The sequence below is a fragment of the Paracoccus sp. TRP genome, from assembly GCF_000185925.1.
Taxonomy (GTDB): domain Bacteria; phylum Pseudomonadota; class Alphaproteobacteria; order Rhodobacterales; family Rhodobacteraceae; genus Paracoccus; species Paracoccus kondratievae.
In genome coordinates this window covers 1-15,482 of the sequence record NZ_AEPN01000060.1, presented here as the reverse complement: position 1 = coordinate 15,482, position 15,482 = coordinate 1, and the positions used below count along the sequence as shown (strand labels likewise).

Sequence of the window (15,482 nt, the reverse complement as noted above, 5' to 3'; positions counted from 1 at the left end):
GTCGGGGGGCGGTTACAGCATCAGAGCCGGCTGACTAGTTCAAAGATGCGTTTAAAGACAAAGGGATAAGAGCATGCATCCCCGGCCGGAAAGGAAGGAAGAAAGCCATCAGCCACGACCAACGCCGCAACCGCATCGAGACCATGTTCGGCAGGCCCCAAGATTGGCGACGGGCTCCGACCAGATACGACAAGGTGCCCATCGTCTTTCTCTCGGCCATAGCACTCGCCGCAACTGTCATCTTCTCGCGCTGAAATTAATGTGTCTGGACCTTACAGAACCGCGCCAATGCGCCACGGCACAAACTCGGCGTCGCCATAGCCAAATTCCTCGGATTTGGTGCGCGCCCCCGACGCGGTGTCCAGCAGCTTGTGATAGATTTCCTGCCCCATTTCGGACAGCGATATCGCGCCCTCGACCACCTTGCCGCAATTGATATCCATATCGGCCTGCATCGAATGCCACAGCGCCGAATTCGACGCGAGTTTCAGCGAAGGCGTAGGATGGGCACCAAAGCACGACCCACGCCCTGTCGTGAAGGCAATCAGATTCGCGCCAGAGGCCACCTGCCCCGTCGCCGCAACCGGATCATAGCCGGGACTGTCCATATAGACGAAACCCCGGGTTCGGATCTGTTCGCCATAGCCATAGACAGCCGCGACTGGCGCCAACCCGCCCTTGGCCACGGCGCCGAGCGATTTTTCAAGAATGGTGGTGATGCCGCCACGCTTGTTGCCGGGGCTGGGATTGTTGTCCAGACTGGCGCCGTTCTGGCTGGTATAGCGTTCCCACCACGCAATCATCGCCCGCAGCCGGTCCCCGTCGGCATCGCTGGCCCGCGCGATCAGCAGATGTTCGGCCCCATAGATTTCGGGCGTTTCTGACAGGATCGAGGTTCCCCCACCCGCCACCAGAAGGTCCGAAGCAACCCCAAGCGCCGGATTCGCTGTAATGCCAGAAAACCCGTCCGACCCGCCGCATTGCATCCCCAAGATCAGCCCCGACACCGGAACAGTCTGACGGGTGTCGCGATTTGCGGCCCCGGCAATGCCTTCCAGAATTTCCAGCGCTCGGGCCACCGCGGCCGCCGAACCCCCGACATCCTGAATATTGAAACTGGCGTGACGTTCGCGAGTCCAGTCATCGCGCCGATACAAGGTAAGCTGGTTAACCTCGCAGCCCAGACCAACCAGCATGACGCCACCGAAATTGACGTGATCGCGATAGCCCTTCAGGACGCGGACCAGCAGTTCGAACCCCTCGCCACCCGTGGCGATGCCACAGCCCTGATCGTGAACGATGGGCACGAAACCGTCGATATTCGGAAAACGCGGCAGCAGCCGGTCATTCGCCGCCCGTGCAATCGCGTTGCACACGGTCGACGAACAGTTGACCGAGGCGATGACACCAATGAAGTTACGCGTTCCGATGCGCCCGTCCTTGCGCAGGAACCCTTGAAAACTGCGGCGTTCCGGCGGCGGTGGCAGCTGCCCGCGGCTTTGTGCCGGGCCAAGGCCGTGCGGGCTCATCCCGGTGTTCTGGGTATGGACATGTTCACCCGCGCGGATCGGCGCGGTGGCCTGTCCCATGACCTGCCCGTATTTGATGATGGCATCGCCGATGGCGTGGTCGCGCAGCGCGAATTTATGCCCGGCGGGAATATCCGTCAGCAGCGCCACGCCCAGATGAATATCGCCTGCATTCAGCGGAATCAGCGCGATGCCGACGCTGTCTGTATCGCCCAGAAGCAGGGCAGAAGGGGGCTGGCTCATGGCGCGGGATCCTTGACGCTTTGACTGATGGCGTGAAGTTGCGGGGCCTGATCAGGCGACAACCCGGCCCAATCCAGAAAGGCGGTGATGCGGTGGGCAACCTTGGACGCGTGGTTTTGCGCGATATCGGACAGGCGATGATCCAGAAACGGATTGTCGAACCGGTCAAGAGTCACGGCCAGATAATCGCGCGCCTGATCGCCCATGCCTTGTTGCGCGAAACCGGGCAGAACCTCGGTTTCCATGATATTCATCAGCATTACTCGCAAAGGGCCGGACATCGCCTGGCGGACATAGGTTTCCTGTCCGCCCGCACGCTGCCACAGCTCGATCAGCGTACTGTGGCCAAGGTTCAGGATATGCAGCTTCAATCGTTGGACGGGTTCCAGATCGGGGACGATCTGGATGGCCGGGTGCGCGACCGGCAGCTCCAGACCCGGCTGCGCGGCGATGGCCCAAAGCCCGTAGGGCTCGGCCACCGCACCCGCCGGGCGGATTTCCTCGGATACGATGCGATCAACCAGCGAATTTGCCCAGATATGAGCATCCAGAAACGCCGGATCCTCACCCTGCGCAACGGCGATCTGCCGCACGCGGATGCGCAGCTTGTCGCCATTGGCTGGCACCAATTCGGTCGGCAGGACGATCAGCGGACCGCCCCCCGCAAGATGGCGGGCGCGCATCAGGTGAAACAGCTTGGCCGGATAGCTCTGCGCCGGATCGGGATGGGGAAGGTCATCGGCAGGTTGCGGATCAAAGCCGCGATCCGCCGTATTCGAGACGACCCAACGCGCCTCCTGCACAAAAATTCGCTGCAATTCCGCGTAATCGCCATCATAGCCAAGGCCGCGCTTAACGACGGTGACGCGTTCTTCGCGGTCCACCGGCTGGCCGTTTTCGATACCGCGTACCCGCACCGGATAGCCGTCAGGCGCGGTTAACGCATCCAGCCTGCCCCGCCGTGCGGGATCGGATGTCGATTGCACCACCGTCACCGCAGGCGCGGCGCCGATTGGCGCGCCGTTCTGGAAATAGGCAAGGGCATGGGCTTGCAGAAAGCGGCTGGTGCCGAACTGGATGATCGGGGTCTGCATGGCGGCTGAATCCTCTGGGTGACCCCGCCTTGGGACTGGGCGGGACAATGGGTATCAGGCTTCGATCAGTGCGATCATCTGCTCTAGCCGCCGCATCGCCAGCCAACCGTCCCGGATCTGCGGTGCGGTATCACTTTCGCCGCGCATGGTTGCCGCTACGTCCAGCAACAGGGCGTGATAACCCTTGTGGTCCTCGTTCGCTGCTGCAGTGAAATTGGGCGTCCAGACAAGACTGTCGCAGGCCGGATCCAGCACCGCGTCGGGATCTTCCGCCTTGAAGGGCGGATTTCGGTGCCATGCAACATTGATGATGTTTTCGACTTCGATCCGGTTATGGTCGCCCATGATCTGGATATACTCCATGGGCGTGCCGCGCGACTGGACGGTGCCCATGATGATATTGCCGATCACGCCGTTATCGCATTCGAAATTCATGTGCAGCAGCATCTTGCCCGCATCGGGCACATTCTTGCGCAGCCGCAGATCGGCGAATTCCGAGCCTGCAAACCATGTGATCAGATCCATGTAGTGAACACAGTGGTGCAGATAGAACCCTGTATAGTCGACCTGGCCGGCGAAGTAAGTTGGCGCCGTCATATAGCTGCCGTGTATCCCCAGAACCTGCCCGAAATCACCGCCATTCAGAATGTTTTTGGCAATCTTGTTGCCGGTAGAATAACGTTTCATGAAGCCGACGGTGACCGGCACCTTTGCCGCCTCGGAGGCATCTAGGAGTTCTCGCGCTTGTGCCGCGGTAGCTGCTGGGGGCTTTTCCATGAAAACGGGCAGCCCCCGGCGCAGCGACGACAAGGTGGCACGGAAATGGATTTCCGGGCCCACTGCCATGCCAACCGCGTCGATATCCGCATTGGCGATCATGTCGTCATAATCCGAATAGACCGCTTTGGCACCAAATTGGCGTGCAGCATTCCGTGCCGCGGCCTCGTCACGGTCACAGACCGCCGAGATTTCAAAGCCACTGCGCGCCAGTTGCGGCATCAGCATCCAAGTTGCGTGGCGGCCGCAGCCGATCCAGCCGATCTTGATCGTCATCAGTGATTGACCTCTGCAAAGGTAAGTGCCGAACGGATCAGGGTCAGACCCGCGCGCAATTTGTCGTCTTCATTTTCGTGGGGCGCGCGCCAATGCGCGATGGGCAGGGCGATGCGGTCGTCCTCGCGGCGGAACGGTTCCAGCGAAATCGGGCCGGCATAACCGACCTGATGCAGGGCGCGCGAAATCGCGGTCCAGTCCATATTGCCGGTGCCGGGGAAACCGCGATGGTTTTCATTGGCCTGGAAATGCACAAGGCGATTACCGGCAGCCCGGATCGCGTCGGGGATCGAGCGTTCTTCCATGTTCATATGGAAGGTGTCCAGCATGACGCCCAGACCGGGGTTGTCCACCGCATCTACGACTTCGATCGCCTGACTGGTGGTGTTGACGATGTCGGTTTCAAAGCGGTTCAGCGGTTCCAGTCCGAACACCCGACCGGCGGCGGCGGCCAGCGGCGCAACCTCGGCCAGACCCTCGATGGTGCGCTGTGCCCGTGCTGCGATTTGGTCAGCGGTCCACGGGTAAGGCGGACGTCCTGCGAAGACCAGCGGCTCTCCATAGAGCGGACCACCAATAATTTTCGCGCCAACTCTGTCCGCCGCTTCGACGCAGAATTTCAGATAGTCGATACCTCCCTGACGGTTCGCTGGATCCTCGCTGGCGATCGAGCGTTGCAGGTTGACCCGCGCGGCCAGAACGATGCCCAGGCCTTCACCTTCGCAGATCCTGCGAACCTCTGCAGGATCGAGGTCATCTTCGGGTTCGGGTACCAGCAGTTCAATAAAATCAAATCCCAGTTCGCGGGTTTTTTTCAGATAGGACAGCGCCGCATTGGTAAATGGGCGGGTATATTGCATCGAGATGATGCCAACAGGATTTTTCACGATATTTCCTTTGAGGTTACGCTGCTGCCCTCTGAGCGGCAGCAAGGATTGGATCAGCCCTTGACGGCACCTTGCGTCAGGCCTCCGACCAGACGACGCTGAACGATCAGGAACAGAACGGTTGCCGGCAGGGCGCCCACAATGCCGCCTGCGGTCAACAGGCCCCACTGCACCTGATATTCCCCGATCATGGTCTGCACGGCGACAGTGATCGGGCGCACATTTTGTCCACCAAGCGTCAGCGCATAAAGGTATTCATTCCAGGCGGTGATGAAGATATAAATCCCCGTCGCAATGATCCCCGGCGCACATAGCGGAAGAATGACCTTGCGCATTGCCTGCAAACGCGAGCAGCCATCGGTCATTGCCGCTTCGTCCAGCGATTTCGGAATGCCATTGATATAGCTTGTCATCATCCAGACTGAGAACGGGATGGCGATGGTCGAATTCGCAACGATCAGCGCCAGATGCGTGTCCAGCAGCCCCAACTGGCGCATCAGAACGAACAATGGCAGGATCAGCAGAACAAGCGGGAACATGTTGATCAGCAGGAATTGCATCAACAGCACTTTCTTGAAGCGAAAGTCGAAGCGCGAGAAGCTGTAAGCTGCCGTAACCGACAGTGTCAGCCCGACCACCACGGTGCCCACCGCGACAATGAGGCTGTCCAGCATATTACGGGCAAAGCCGACATTGGCGAAAAGACGCTCGTAATTGCTCCAGACCAGATCGAATACAGATGGCCCCCGCGTGAACAACTCGCTCTCGGCAGTCAGAGAGGTCAACAGCATCCACAGATACGGGCCAAGCGTGAAGGCCAGAATGGCCAGCATCGGCAGATCAACAGTCAGCACCCGCCTTAAGGTCGATTTACGTCCCAGCGCCATTATTGCACCGCCTTTGCCGAACGTTTCAGATAAAGAACGACGATCCCCAGAAGCATCAGGGTGAAGGTCATGGCCAAGGCCGAGCCATAGCCGAAATCCAGGTTCGTCCGCGCCTCAAGAAAAGAATAGAGCGGCAGGGTATAGGTCGAATAACCGGGACCGCCGCCGGTCATGACAAAGATCACGTCCATGGAATTTGCCACCCAGATCGTGCGCAGCAGGATCGCTGTGAACAGCACCCCGGAAATGCCGGGCAGGGTGATGTGCCAGAACTGCCGCCACGGCGTCGCGCCATCCAGCGATGCTGCCTCGTAATAGCTTTGCGGGATGGATTGCAAACCGGCCAGAATCATCACGGCAAAGAAGGGAAAGCCCTGCCATGTCAGCGTCAGAATGATCGCGTAAAGTGCGGTATCGGGGTTCGCCAGCCACGGGATCGAAGTCTCCAGAATCCCCACGCGCAGCAGCAGGTCGTTCAGGATCCCATAGTTGGAATCGTAGACCCAAGCCCACATCAGCGCGATCACGACCGAGGGCAGTGCCCAAGGGATGATGATCAGCGCGCGGGCCAGCGGGCGCCACGGGAATTTCTGGTTCAGCAGCAAAGCGGTCGCAAGCCCAAGCAGCGCCTGCGCCGGAACGGTGATGACGATCCACAATATTGTATGGCGCAACGAAATCCAAAAGACTTCGTCCTGAAAGATGTTGAAGTAGTTCTGCAATCCGACCCAGTCAAAGTTCTTCGGGCGGAACAGGACATAGTTGTGCAAACTCATCCACGCGGTCTGGATCATCGGAAAGAACACGATGGCCAGCGTGACCAGAACGGCTGGTGACAACAGGGCCAATGGCATGACCTGCCGCCACAGCGCGGCGCGTCTTCCAGAGGTGGGACCCTCTTGCTCGGGGACGGAGGTGGTTGTCATCGGGCAAAACTCTCTTGGCCCTGCGCGGACGCATCCGACAGGCAATTTCGGTCAAGGCGGGGAAGGGCCGGGGCGTGGCGCCCGGCCCGTCAGGGATCAATCGTCGGTGAACAAGGCCGCAATCGCCTCGTTCATCTGCTGGGCGGTGATCTGTCCCAGCAGGGCGCGCTGCATGTTCGCGGGCCAGACGGTATTGACGAATTCCGGCGTGTTCGGCGATGAGGGCAGCAAATGGGCGAATGGCAAGGACGCCTGCGTTACTTCGACAAAGCGCGGTTCATGGCCTTGCCATGTGGCGGTGTCGGATTGCGTCACCGGCAACTGCCCGGTCGCGGTGTTGAACAGGGCGTTGTTTTCAGCCGTGGACAGAAAGGAAATCCATTTCCACGCCGCTTCCTTGTCGCTGGCATTCGACAGCACGGCCGTCGATTCATCGCCAAAGGTCGTCCAGCGTCCACCACCGCATTCGGGCACGGTGGTTGCTGCAACCTTGTCGCCCAGCGCGGCAACCAGATCGTTGGATGAGCCGACATGATGGATGGTCATCGCAGTCACACCGGTCTTGAAGGCACCGATGATTTCCTGAAAGCCGTCATTCGGAGCCGAGGGCGGGAACACCTTGTCCGCCTGGAACAGGTCGATGACGAATTGCGTGCCCGCGACCCCCGCGTCCGAGACTAGGCTCTGGTCAAGCCCAACGCCGGTGCGACCGAGGGTGAAGCTGCCCCAATGTTCATGGCCCGACTTGCCGCCCCGGAAGCCGAAGCCATAGGTGTCGATCTTGCCGTCGCCATCAGTGTCGCGGGTCAGCTTGATGGCGGCATCACGAAATTCATCGCATGTCTGCGGCGGGGTAAGGCCGAGCTCGTCAAACATGTCGGCGCGATAGTACAGATACAACGCGACATACTGAACGGGCAGGTAATACTGCTTTCCATCTTCTGCCCGGGTCAGTTCGAAAAGGTTTGGCAAGATGTCATCTTTACCCTCCCATGCATCGATCCAGTCGTCGAGTGGCTCCAGTGCTTCCATTTCCAGCAAACGTGGCAGCGCGAACATCTTCAGCATGGCCGCATCGGGGGCATTGCCGCCGACGATCGAAGTGTAAAGGTTGTCGTAATAGCTGTTCCACGGCACATTCATCGCCTCGATCCTGATGCCAGGGTTCTCGGCCTCGAACTTGGCTACCAACTCGGCCATGGGATTTTCGGGATTGTCAAAGTGATACCAGAAACGCACCGTGCCGTCGGCGCTGGCAAAGGTTGGGACAAGCCCGGCCATAAGGGCCAGAAAGCTGATTGTCCGTTGCATGTTCTTTCTCCTCCCAAGATAGAATATTGCGGGGCGTGGCCTCAGGTCATTGCGCGAAAGGCCTGGCCCGCGCGGCGATAGGCCTCGCTGGCCTGAGGAAGCCACATACTCATTTGCATGAAACCATGGATCACGCCGGGCACGATCTCGAACAGATCTTGACGACCCATCGCAGACAGTTTTTCGGCAAAACGCTGACTGTCCGACCTCAGCGGATCAATCTCGGCGGCGTTCAGGTAAAGCGGTGGCAGATTCGCCAAAGCATCAACCGAGGCGCGAAGCGGCACAAGGCAGGGATCGCTCAGCCTGTCAGTCTGCGCGCCGGTATAATAATCCCAGTAACGACGCATCTTGTCACGTGTCAGCCCGGGACCATCGGCCACCGAGACATAGCTGGGGCTGTCGAAATCTGCGTCATAGACACCATAGAACAACAGCCCGGATTGTGGCGGATCGCAGCCATCAAGACGGAGCATCATCGCCACCGCCAGATTGGCACCGGCACTGTCGCCGGAAATCGACCATTTGCGTTCGGGCAAAATGGCGTCCCGGCCCGCCCAGAACGAAATGCAGTCTTCCAGCCCAGCCGGATAGGGGTGCTCTGGCGCAAGTCGATAATCGAAGGTTACAACGGGAACCCCGGTCTCTTGCGCCAGACGGCGCGCAGCACCTTCATGGGTGGCGGCAGAGCAGAAGCTCCACCCCCCACCATGAATGTACAGGATTGCCCGGGTGCCATCGTCCCGTCCAGGGATAAAGACATAGGCCCGGCGACCGTCGGGGGTTTCTACGATCAACTCGCGGGCCATCTTGGGGCCGTCAAGATTCCAGCGGCGGTTTGAAGCTTCCGTAACGGCGCGCCCCTCTGCGGGGGGCAGTATCGTTGGATCAGGTTGCAACCCGTCCTCGACGGCAAGTCGTTCTAGGACGGCGCGCATTTCGGGGGCCAGGGAACCGGCGTTGGTCATTGTATGGTCCCCCTTTTTCCCACGAAAACTTCCGGGCCGAAATCGACGATGGTGGCGATGTGATGAGACAAGGCGCGTGTCAGCGCGTCGGCGTCGCGCGCCTCTAGCGCCTCGAGAATTGACAGATGCCGCTCAGCCGTACCTTGCAGGTCGCGGCTTTCTGGTGCGCTGTTCAATATCTTGAAGCGTTGGGTATGCAGCAGGCATCGAAACAACACTGGCTCGACTATGGGGGTGGAGGCTGCTTCGAAAAGGCGCAGATGGAAGCTTCGGTCGTGTTCCATCAATGTGTATTCATCCCCTTGGAGGGCGGCCACCCGCATGGCCTGCATCAATACATCCAGATCTGACAGAAGGGTTGCATCCTGCGATTCGATGACACGGACTGCCGCACGACACTCGATGTCATGACGGATACAGAGCAGTTCGCGCGCATCGTCGGAATTGGCAGAGGCAACATGGGTGTCGCGCCGGGCGCGGCGCGTCACAAGACCATCTTCGGACAAACGCATCAGCGCCTCGCGAATCGTGCCCTGTGCGCACGTAAAACGTTGCGCCAGTTCCAGTTCGCGCAACACAGTGCCGGGGGCGAGGGTTCCCAGGACAATATCGCGCCGCAAGGCATGTTCAACTGCCTCGCTACGGCTTTGTTGTCGCCTCGCACCCAAGGTTTCAGCCACGCTCATTCCGTCTCCTGTGACGCGTTTCATTCGCGCTTGCATTATTGATAATCGCCGTATTATTGATAATGTCAAGATTATTGATAATGCCTTGCGCCGCACCACCGGCGCCGTCACGGGAGGGGACGACTATGGCGCAAATCAGCCTTAACAAGATCTTCAAGCGCTACGGCGCCGTGCAAACCATCCACGGTGTCGATCTGGATATCAGGGATGGAGAATTCGTTGCGTTCGTTGGTCCGTCAGGCTGCGGAAAATCAACGATGTTGCGCATGATTGCGGGATTGGAGGAAATCAGCGACGGGCAACTAAGCATCGGCGGAATGCTGGTCAATGATATCGAGCCAAAAGGGCGCGACGTGGCCATGGTGTTTCAGGATTATGCCCTCTATCCGCATATGACTGTTGCGCAGAATATTGGTTTCGGCCTCAAAATGCGGGGTGAACAACCCCAGATGATCGCAGAAAAGGTGGCCGAGGCGGCCCGCATCCTGCAGCTTGAGGATCTGCTGGACCGCCGTCCAGGGCAATTGTCGGGCGGACAACGCCAGCGTGTCGCAATGGGGCGGGCCATCGTGCGCAAGCCCAAGGTCTTTCTGTTTGATGAACCGCTGTCCAACCTCGATGCCAAGCTTCGTGTCGAGATGCGGACGCAGATCAAACGACTTCACCGGATGCTGCGCACCACGACCATCTATGTCACCCATGACCAGGTCGAGGCGATGACGCTGGCTGACCGCGTCGTCGTGCTGCGTAAGGGCGAAATCATCCAGCACGGCAAGCCGCTGGAGCTGTACGAACGCCCGAACTGCCGCTTTGTCGCGGAATTCATCGGCTCGCCGCAGATGAACATCCTGACAGGGCGTGCGGTGTCTTCGGATCGCGGTGCAGCGGTGGAATTTGATGGCGGGGCGATTGCCATGACCCAACTGATCGCCCCCGCAGGGGCGGGTATCGACATCGGGTTACGCCCCGAACATCTGCTGCCCTGCCCGGAGGATCAGGCCGATTTCATCGTCGATGTTGATGTGCTGGAGGAGCTTGGTTCCGACACGCTGGCGATCTGCTTTCTGCACGGAAGCGAACTTACCGTGCGCATCCCGGCAGAGGAAAGCCGGGACCTGCCTGCCCGCCTGCCTCTGAGATTCGACCGCAAACACCTGCATCTGTTCGACGCCGCAAGTGGCGCGCGGCTGGATTTCGTGGCATGAGCCGGATCACGGGGCTGCAACCCGGCCCTGTCATTTCTTTGGGCGAGGCGATGCTGGAACTCAGTTCGCGCGGTGACGACCTCTGGCGGATGGGGGTCGCGGGCGACACGCTGAACACCGCATGGTATCTGCGCGCGGCCCTGCCTGCTGCTTGGTCAGTGGGTTACCTGACCAGGCTTGGCAGCGATGCCTTTCCCGACCGGATTGCCGATTTCATCGCTGGCGCGGGCATCGACACCTCCGCGATATCGCGCGATCCTCAACGCGGTTGCGGGCTTTACGCCATCTCGCTGATGAACGGCGAACGGGGCTTTACCTATTGGCGCGGCCAGTCGGCGGCCCGCCATCTGGCTGATGACCACGACAGACTGGCGCAGGCGCTGGGCCCTGCGCGGGTGATCTATCTGTCCGGCATCACGCTCGCGATCCTGACAGAGCAGGGCCGCGAAAACCTGCTGGATCTGTTGCGGGCGCGGCCCAAGCATGTGGTGCTGACCTTTGACCCGAACATCCGCCCACGCCTGTGGTCCGATGCCGACATGATGCGTCAGACCCTGACTACATTCGCCGCGTTAAGCGATCTGGTGCTGCCCAGCTTTGACGACGAATCGGCCCATTTTTACGATATCAGCCCCGAAGACACACTGAAGCGCTATCTGAACCTCGGCGTGACAGAGGTGGTGGTCAAGAATGCCGGCGGCCCGATTCTGGCCGCCTCCGGCGCAGTTCTGCTCCGACACGACCCCGCATCCGTAGCCCCCTTAGACACTACCGGTGCGGGCGACAGCTTCAACGGTGGTTATCTGGCCGCGCGCCTGCAGGGCCAAAGTATCGACCGGGCCCTGTGCTGCGGCGCGAATCTGGCAGCCCGTGTCATCCGTCATCCGGGCGCGCTGATTCCGATGGAGCAGCTGACAGCCTCTGGCACCTGATTACAAACAGGCGATGGCTATCGGCGCGCGGCACCTCCTATAAGTAGACGCAGAAAGACACCCGGCCAGAAATCTGATCGGGTACCATATCTCGTCTAACAGGGTGCTGAAATAGTCCCGCGCTGCGAAGGTTGTTCTTGGCTCTGATGGGATATTGCTTGTTCATCCGGCCTGGCTGGCGGGTTTGGTCTGCTGGCAGCGTCATCTTCTGTTCATGCGGCAAGCAGCTTCGGCAACCTGGTGAATGTCCTTCGGCCAGGGTCATGATGAAATGGGCACGTGCGCGATCGATGCCTCGAAAGGCAGTTTGAGCGGCCCCTTCGACGGTTTTGGCCCAGCCGAAAGCCTCTTCGATCCTTTTGCGATACCTGAGGGGAAATGGCGTAGCCCTTGTGCCGGGTGGTGCGCACGTCGGTTGCTGAATGCCTCGATTTCTGAACGATCTGCGGCGTGACACAGGCGTGCCGCAGGTCGGCAACAAACTCTGCCGCATCATATCCCTTGTCGGCGCCACGCGTCACCGGGACGGACCGCTTGCATGCAGCTTTCTCGTGTAACCCTAGAGGCAATCGTCACTCAGGGGGACGATCTGCGCTTCGCTCAGCCAGTGCGAGACCAATCATGCCACCCCTTCCGTTTTCGAAGCCGTGAATCAGGATGTGCTTTCCCAATCGATGCATTATGCCCCTGGCGCCCACGAACATCGAAACAGAAAATCGTTTTCCTCGGAAAAAATTTCAGGGGGTCTTGACACATATAAAGGGCATTCTAGATGAAATGGTGCAGATCGCTGGAAGGGGTCTGCAACCGGAAATTCCGGTTAAATCATCAACTTGTACCCATGTTGCTCAATGGAGGACGTGGCTATGAGAACCACATTCGACTTTACACCGCTCTTTCGGTCAAGCGTTGGCTTTGACCGTATTCTGAACCTGCTGGAAAACACGGCCCGCGCCGATACGGCGGAAAACTGGCCCCCCTACGATATCGTCCGGGAGGCCGAGGATCGCTATGCCATCAGCATGGCGCTTGCGGGCTTCAGCGATAATGACCTCACCCTGACTCAGGACGGAAATGTGCTGATTGTTGCCGGTCGCAAAGAGACGGACGACAACGCGCAATACCTGCATCGCGGCATTCCGGCGCGCAGCTTCGAGCGGCGCTTTGAATTGGCCGACGATGTCCGTGTCGAGGGCGCTTCGCTGATCGATGGTCTGCTGACGGTGTCGCTGATGCGCGAAATCCCCGAAGAGAAAAAGCCGCGGCGCATCGAGATCGCGCGGGGCAGCGGCGAACACGCCAAGCCTGCCCAACAGGCGCAGATAGCGGGCGCGAAATCCGCAAAAGCGGCGGCCCCTCAGCCCGAGCCCGCTGCGGCCTGATCTGACATCGATCCGATATCGGCCATGTCCCGCTGGCATCGCTTTGGCCGATGCCAGCCTTGGGCGGGCCATGTGCAAAAACAGGAGACAGAAAAATGAGCGTACGAGATCTTATTCCGCAAAACTGGACCCGAAATCTGCCTTGGTGGCGTGGTAATGACACCCCGTCGGCAGAGCCTGTTCGTGATCCGTTCACAACCTTCCACCGCGAGGTAGATCGGCTGTTTGACGATTTTTTCCGGTCTTTCGGCACCCCATCGCCGGTCTTCTCTGGTGGCAATGGCTGGATGGGGGCAAACTGGCCCAGCGTCGAGATCTCCGAGACGGACAAGGCGATCTCGGTCACTGCCGAGCTTCCCGGCCTTGAAGAAAAGGACGTGGAGGTTCTGCTGGAGGACGGGCTGCTGACCTTGCGGGGTGAAAAGACCACCTCGACCGAGGATAGCGAACGCCGCTTCAGCGAGCGTGTCTATGGGCGGTTCGAGCGGCGCATCCCTCTGCCCGCCGGCATTGACGAAGGGGCCGTCGAGGCCTCGTTCCGCAACGGTGTGCTGACCGTGACCCTGCCCCGAACCGAGACGGCGCAGGCACAGGTCAAACGTATCCCGTTGAAAAGCTGACATCGCGGGCCGGGATGTCCCGGCCTGCATCTTCGCAGTCCCAAAGCATCGGAGGATGATATGCAACTTGTAAATGCAGAGCGTATTTCCCCCGCAGCAACGGGCGGTCCGGCGATTTTGCCGCAAGGGGAAGGCAAGGCCAGCTATGCCTCCAGCCTGCCGACGCAAAGCCTTGCGCGGATCTGGAAGCCGTCCCGGTCCGCGACCACGTCGGGCCGCGCGCGTAGCGATCAGTGGCGCCTGCGGATCGAGCGTCAGTCGGGCCCCGAGCTTGAGCCCCTGATGGGCTGGACCTCGGGCACGGACACGGCGCATCAGGTTGAACTGACCTTTCCCAGTCTTGACGCGGCGATCCGACATGCCGAGCGTCTGGGCATAGCCTATGAGGTCCACCTGCCGCCGGGCGAAGCCGAGGCCCGCCGCAGGGAACAGGCGGCCGAGCGTCAGCGTCATGCCCATGCAGCACGGCTGCGGCGTTTCTCTGACCAGACGCTTGACCGGCTGGGCCTTGGACAGCACCGCGACGCCTATCGCGATGCGCTTGCATCTGCGACGGACAGCACCCGAGAAGGCGCCGCCCCAATGGAGGTGGCACACGATACCAGCCTGCCGCTGGATGTGCGCCGCTCGATCCTGATGAACATGGCGTTCAACGAATATCTTCAGGATCAGGCGACATCGGAGGGCATGCCCGAACATCACCGCCAGTCGCGGCTGGCCGAGGTCGAAACCGCGCTGCGGGCACTTGAAGGGGCGCAGCACCGGCAGCGGGCGGCCTGAGGAGGCGGCGCCATGGATCCGTTTGTCGCGCTTGAATGTCAGGCTGTCATGCCCGACCGCTTCGGGTTGGTTCTGGCAGCGTCCGCGCGTGCCCGCAGCCTGCGCGAAGACGCGCGTGCAGGGCTGGATGACGCGGATGAAAACGCGATAGATACTGCGCTGCGAGACATCGCGCTTGGTGTCTTGGGACCCGATGAACTTCGCCCGTTCCTGCCGCCGTCGCAGCCGATGCGGCTGGCGAAACCCAATTGACGATCGACAGAAAGGAGGTTGAACGATGATTGCACACTGGATCTCAGACCGTCGTGATATCCGTTATCGCATCGCGGCCGGGGCCTCCATCGTTGCGGGGCTACTGATGGCTGCGTTGCCGCTGATGCTTTCGCTGCCCCCTGCCGCCTTCTGGAACAGCATTGTCACGGGCGCAGCGATTGTCGCGCTGACGCTGTGGCTGGTATTGACGGGACATCCCATCGCTGACCGCCTGTTGCTGGTGGCTGGGCTCTGGGTTGCGCTCAGTCCCTGGGCCACGGCCGCCGGCTATGCCGTCTGGCTTGCTGCGCTGCATGTCATGGGCGGCCTTGCCCTGGTTGCCTGGACGGGTGCGCGGATCTGGTCCGCCAGCGGTTCGGGTGGACCTCAGACCGCCTGATTTCCAGTGCCGGCCCCGGTCTCCGGGACCGGCTTTTTTCATGCAGGAGAATCCCATGCCTTTGTCACATACAGCCCGCACGCGCTGGCTGGTCATGCTTTTTGCCCTTTTGATTGCGCTGTTTGCGCCCTTTTCCGACAAAGGGCGAGACAGCCTTTGAGCTTGATGAACGAGGGCTGGTGACCGCAGCTCCGGTGTTGGAACGCGTGACGCCGGCAATCGTCAACATCGCAACCCGAACCGAAACACAGGTCATCGCCAGCGCCTCATGCGTGAACTCGTCGATCACGTTAAGCATGCTGGACCTGTCACGGTTTGGTGCCGCTC

17 protein-coding genes and 2 pseudogenes are annotated in these 15,482 nt (G+C 60.2%); 8 read left to right on the top strand and 11 right to left on the bottom strand.

Features of this window, described 5'->3' with window-relative positions:
- Window positions 1-38: 38 nt before the first annotated feature.
- Window positions 39-254 (top strand): annotated as a pseudogene (locus PARACOCCUSGL_RS21645) (transposase); the annotation flags it as partial.
- A gap of 18 nt (window positions 255-272) precedes the next feature.
- Here the strand turns inward: PARACOCCUSGL_RS21645 and PARACOCCUSGL_RS0118165 are convergent.
- From PARACOCCUSGL_RS0118165 to PARACOCCUSGL_RS0118125, 9 genes are all read right to left on the bottom strand, one after another.
- A complete protein-coding gene (locus tag PARACOCCUSGL_RS0118165) occupies window positions 273-1,772 on the bottom strand; it encodes a UxaA family hydrolase (protein WP_010400070.1) in 1,500 nt (499 codons plus the stop codon).
- Window positions 1,769-2,866 carry a D-mannonate oxidoreductase gene (locus tag PARACOCCUSGL_RS0118160; RefSeq protein ID WP_010400069.1) on the bottom strand — a complete coding sequence of 366 codons (1,098 nt, stop codon included), beginning with the start codon at window positions 2,864-2,866 and terminating at the stop codon, window positions 1,769-1,771. The genes PARACOCCUSGL_RS0118165 and PARACOCCUSGL_RS0118160 overlap by 4 nt, the downstream gene beginning before the upstream one ends.
- 54 nt (window positions 2,867-2,920) lie before the next feature.
- The gene (locus PARACOCCUSGL_RS0118155) at window positions 2,921-3,919 is read right to left on the bottom strand and encodes a Gfo/Idh/MocA family protein (RefSeq protein ID WP_010400068.1); all 999 of its coding nucleotides are present in this window, start codon (window positions 3,917-3,919) and stop codon (window positions 2,921-2,923) included.
- Entirely contained in the window at window positions 3,919-4,806 is an 888-nt protein-coding gene (locus PARACOCCUSGL_RS0118150; protein WP_010400067.1) for a sugar phosphate isomerase/epimerase, read from the bottom strand. Before PARACOCCUSGL_RS0118150 ends, PARACOCCUSGL_RS0118155 begins: the two co-directional genes overlap by 1 nt.
- 53 nt (window positions 4,807-4,859) lie before the next feature.
- Window positions 4,860-5,693: a carbohydrate ABC transporter permease gene (locus PARACOCCUSGL_RS0118145; RefSeq protein WP_010400066.1), complete on the bottom strand. Its 834-nt coding sequence runs from the start codon at window positions 5,691-5,693 to the stop codon at window positions 4,860-4,862.
- Window positions 5,693-6,619, bottom strand: coding sequence for a carbohydrate ABC transporter permease (locus tag PARACOCCUSGL_RS0118140; protein ID WP_010400065.1), 927 nt, complete (start codon window positions 6,617-6,619; stop codon window positions 5,693-5,695). The genes PARACOCCUSGL_RS0118145 and PARACOCCUSGL_RS0118140 overlap by 1 nt, the downstream gene beginning before the upstream one ends.
- A 96-nt stretch (window positions 6,620-6,715) precedes the next feature.
- The gene (locus PARACOCCUSGL_RS0118135) at window positions 6,716-7,930 is read right to left on the bottom strand and encodes a sugar ABC transporter substrate-binding protein (protein WP_010400064.1); all 1,215 of its coding nucleotides are present in this window, start codon (window positions 7,928-7,930) and stop codon (window positions 6,716-6,718) included.
- 41 nt (window positions 7,931-7,971) lie between these two features.
- Window positions 7,972-8,898, bottom strand: a complete 927-nt coding sequence (locus PARACOCCUSGL_RS0118130) for an alpha/beta hydrolase (RefSeq protein ID WP_010400062.1) — start codon at window positions 8,896-8,898, stop codon at window positions 7,972-7,974.
- Window positions 8,895-9,584 carry a GntR family transcriptional regulator gene (locus tag PARACOCCUSGL_RS0118125; protein ID WP_010400061.1) on the bottom strand — a complete coding sequence of 230 codons (690 nt, stop codon included), beginning with the start codon at window positions 9,582-9,584 and terminating at the stop codon, window positions 8,895-8,897. Before PARACOCCUSGL_RS0118125 ends, PARACOCCUSGL_RS0118130 begins: the two co-directional genes overlap by 4 nt.
- A gap of 125 nt (window positions 9,585-9,709) precedes the next feature.
- On the opposite strand from PARACOCCUSGL_RS0118125, the gene PARACOCCUSGL_RS0118120 reads away from it, so the two are divergent.
- Window positions 9,710-10,789, top strand: a complete 1,080-nt coding sequence (locus tag PARACOCCUSGL_RS0118120) for an ABC transporter ATP-binding protein (RefSeq protein ID WP_010400059.1) — start codon at window positions 9,710-9,712, stop codon at window positions 10,787-10,789.
- Window positions 10,786-11,721 carry a sugar kinase gene (locus tag PARACOCCUSGL_RS0118115; RefSeq protein ID WP_010400057.1) on the top strand — a complete coding sequence of 312 codons (936 nt, stop codon included), beginning with the start codon at window positions 10,786-10,788 and terminating at the stop codon, window positions 11,719-11,721. Before PARACOCCUSGL_RS0118120 ends, PARACOCCUSGL_RS0118115 begins: the two co-directional genes overlap by 4 nt.
- A gap of 212 nt (window positions 11,722-11,933) precedes the next feature.
- Here PARACOCCUSGL_RS0118115 and PARACOCCUSGL_RS22500 read toward each other — a convergent pair.
- A pseudogene (locus PARACOCCUSGL_RS22500) lies at window positions 11,934-12,242 on the bottom strand (IS5/IS1182 family transposase); the annotation flags it as partial.
- 345 nt (window positions 12,243-12,587) lie between these two features.
- On the opposite strand from PARACOCCUSGL_RS22500, the gene PARACOCCUSGL_RS0118110 reads away from it, so the two are divergent.
- From PARACOCCUSGL_RS0118110 to PARACOCCUSGL_RS0118090, 5 genes are all read left to right on the top strand, one after another.
- Window positions 12,588-13,103 (top strand): Hsp20 family protein, encoded by a 516-nt coding sequence (locus PARACOCCUSGL_RS0118110; RefSeq protein WP_010400055.1) that lies wholly within the window; start codon window positions 12,588-12,590, stop codon window positions 13,101-13,103.
- A gap of 95 nt (window positions 13,104-13,198) precedes the next feature.
- Window positions 13,199-13,723, top strand: a complete 525-nt coding sequence (locus PARACOCCUSGL_RS0118105) for an Hsp20/alpha crystallin family protein (RefSeq protein ID WP_010400054.1) — start codon at window positions 13,199-13,201, stop codon at window positions 13,721-13,723.
- A 60-nt stretch (window positions 13,724-13,783) separates the two neighbouring features.
- Window positions 13,784-14,503 (top strand): NADH dehydrogenase ubiquinone Fe-S protein 4, encoded by a 720-nt coding sequence (locus PARACOCCUSGL_RS20935; protein WP_010400053.1) that lies wholly within the window; start codon window positions 13,784-13,786, stop codon window positions 14,501-14,503.
- 12 nt (window positions 14,504-14,515) lie between these two features.
- Window positions 14,516-14,755, top strand: coding sequence for a DNA-directed RNA polymerase subunit omega (locus tag PARACOCCUSGL_RS20930; RefSeq protein WP_010400052.1), 240 nt, complete (start codon window positions 14,516-14,518; stop codon window positions 14,753-14,755).
- Between the two features lie 25 nt (window positions 14,756-14,780).
- Window positions 14,781-15,155 carry a hypothetical protein gene (locus PARACOCCUSGL_RS0118090; protein ID WP_010400051.1) on the top strand — a complete coding sequence of 125 codons (375 nt, stop codon included), beginning with the start codon at window positions 14,781-14,783 and terminating at the stop codon, window positions 15,153-15,155.
- Window positions 15,156-15,219: 64 nt separating this feature from the next.
- Here the strand turns inward: PARACOCCUSGL_RS0118090 and PARACOCCUSGL_RS20925 are convergent.
- On the bottom strand, window positions 15,220-15,482 hold a 263-nt coding region (locus PARACOCCUSGL_RS20925), incomplete at its 5' end, for a hypothetical protein (RefSeq protein ID WP_010400050.1).

Coding starts and splice junctions, on each gene's coding strand:
- PARACOCCUSGL_RS0118165 (WP_010400070.1), bottom strand. CDS start 1,772: ATGAGCCAGCCCCCTTCTGCCCTGCTTCTGGGCGATACAGACAGCGTC.
- PARACOCCUSGL_RS0118160 (WP_010400069.1), bottom strand. CDS start 2,866: ATGCAGACCCCGATCATCCAGTTCGGCACCAGCCGCTTTCTGCAAGCC.
- PARACOCCUSGL_RS0118155 (WP_010400068.1), bottom strand. CDS start 3,919: ATGACGATCAAGATCGGCTGGATCGGCTGCGGCCGCCACGCAACTTGG.
- PARACOCCUSGL_RS0118145 (WP_010400066.1), bottom strand. CDS start 5,693: ATGGCGCTGGGACGTAAATCGACCTTAAGGCGGGTGCTGACTGTTGAT.
- PARACOCCUSGL_RS0118140 (WP_010400065.1), bottom strand. CDS start 6,619: ATGACAACCACCTCCGTCCCCGAGCAAGAGGGTCCCACCTCTGGAAGA.
- PARACOCCUSGL_RS0118135 (WP_010400064.1), bottom strand. CDS start 7,930: ATGCAACGGACAATCAGCTTTCTGGCCCTTATGGCCGGGCTTGTCCCA.
- PARACOCCUSGL_RS0118130 (WP_010400062.1), bottom strand. CDS start 8,898: ATGACCAACGCCGGTTCCCTGGCCCCCGAAATGCGCGCCGTCCTAGAA.
- PARACOCCUSGL_RS0118125 (WP_010400061.1), bottom strand. CDS start 9,584: ATGAGCGTGGCTGAAACCTTGGGTGCGAGGCGACAACAAAGCCGTAGC.
- PARACOCCUSGL_RS0118120 (WP_010400059.1), top strand. CDS start 9,710: ATGGCGCAAATCAGCCTTAACAAGATCTTCAAGCGCTACGGCGCCGTG.
- PARACOCCUSGL_RS0118115 (WP_010400057.1), top strand. CDS start 10,786: ATGAGCCGGATCACGGGGCTGCAACCCGGCCCTGTCATTTCTTTGGGC.
- PARACOCCUSGL_RS0118110 (WP_010400055.1), top strand. CDS start 12,588: ATGAGAACCACATTCGACTTTACACCGCTCTTTCGGTCAAGCGTTGGC.
- PARACOCCUSGL_RS0118105 (WP_010400054.1), top strand. CDS start 13,199: ATGAGCGTACGAGATCTTATTCCGCAAAACTGGACCCGAAATCTGCCT.
- PARACOCCUSGL_RS20935 (WP_010400053.1), top strand. CDS start 13,784: ATGCAACTTGTAAATGCAGAGCGTATTTCCCCCGCAGCAACGGGCGGT.
- PARACOCCUSGL_RS20930 (WP_010400052.1), top strand. CDS start 14,516: ATGGATCCGTTTGTCGCGCTTGAATGTCAGGCTGTCATGCCCGACCGC.
- PARACOCCUSGL_RS0118090 (WP_010400051.1), top strand. CDS start 14,781: ATGATTGCACACTGGATCTCAGACCGTCGTGATATCCGTTATCGCATC.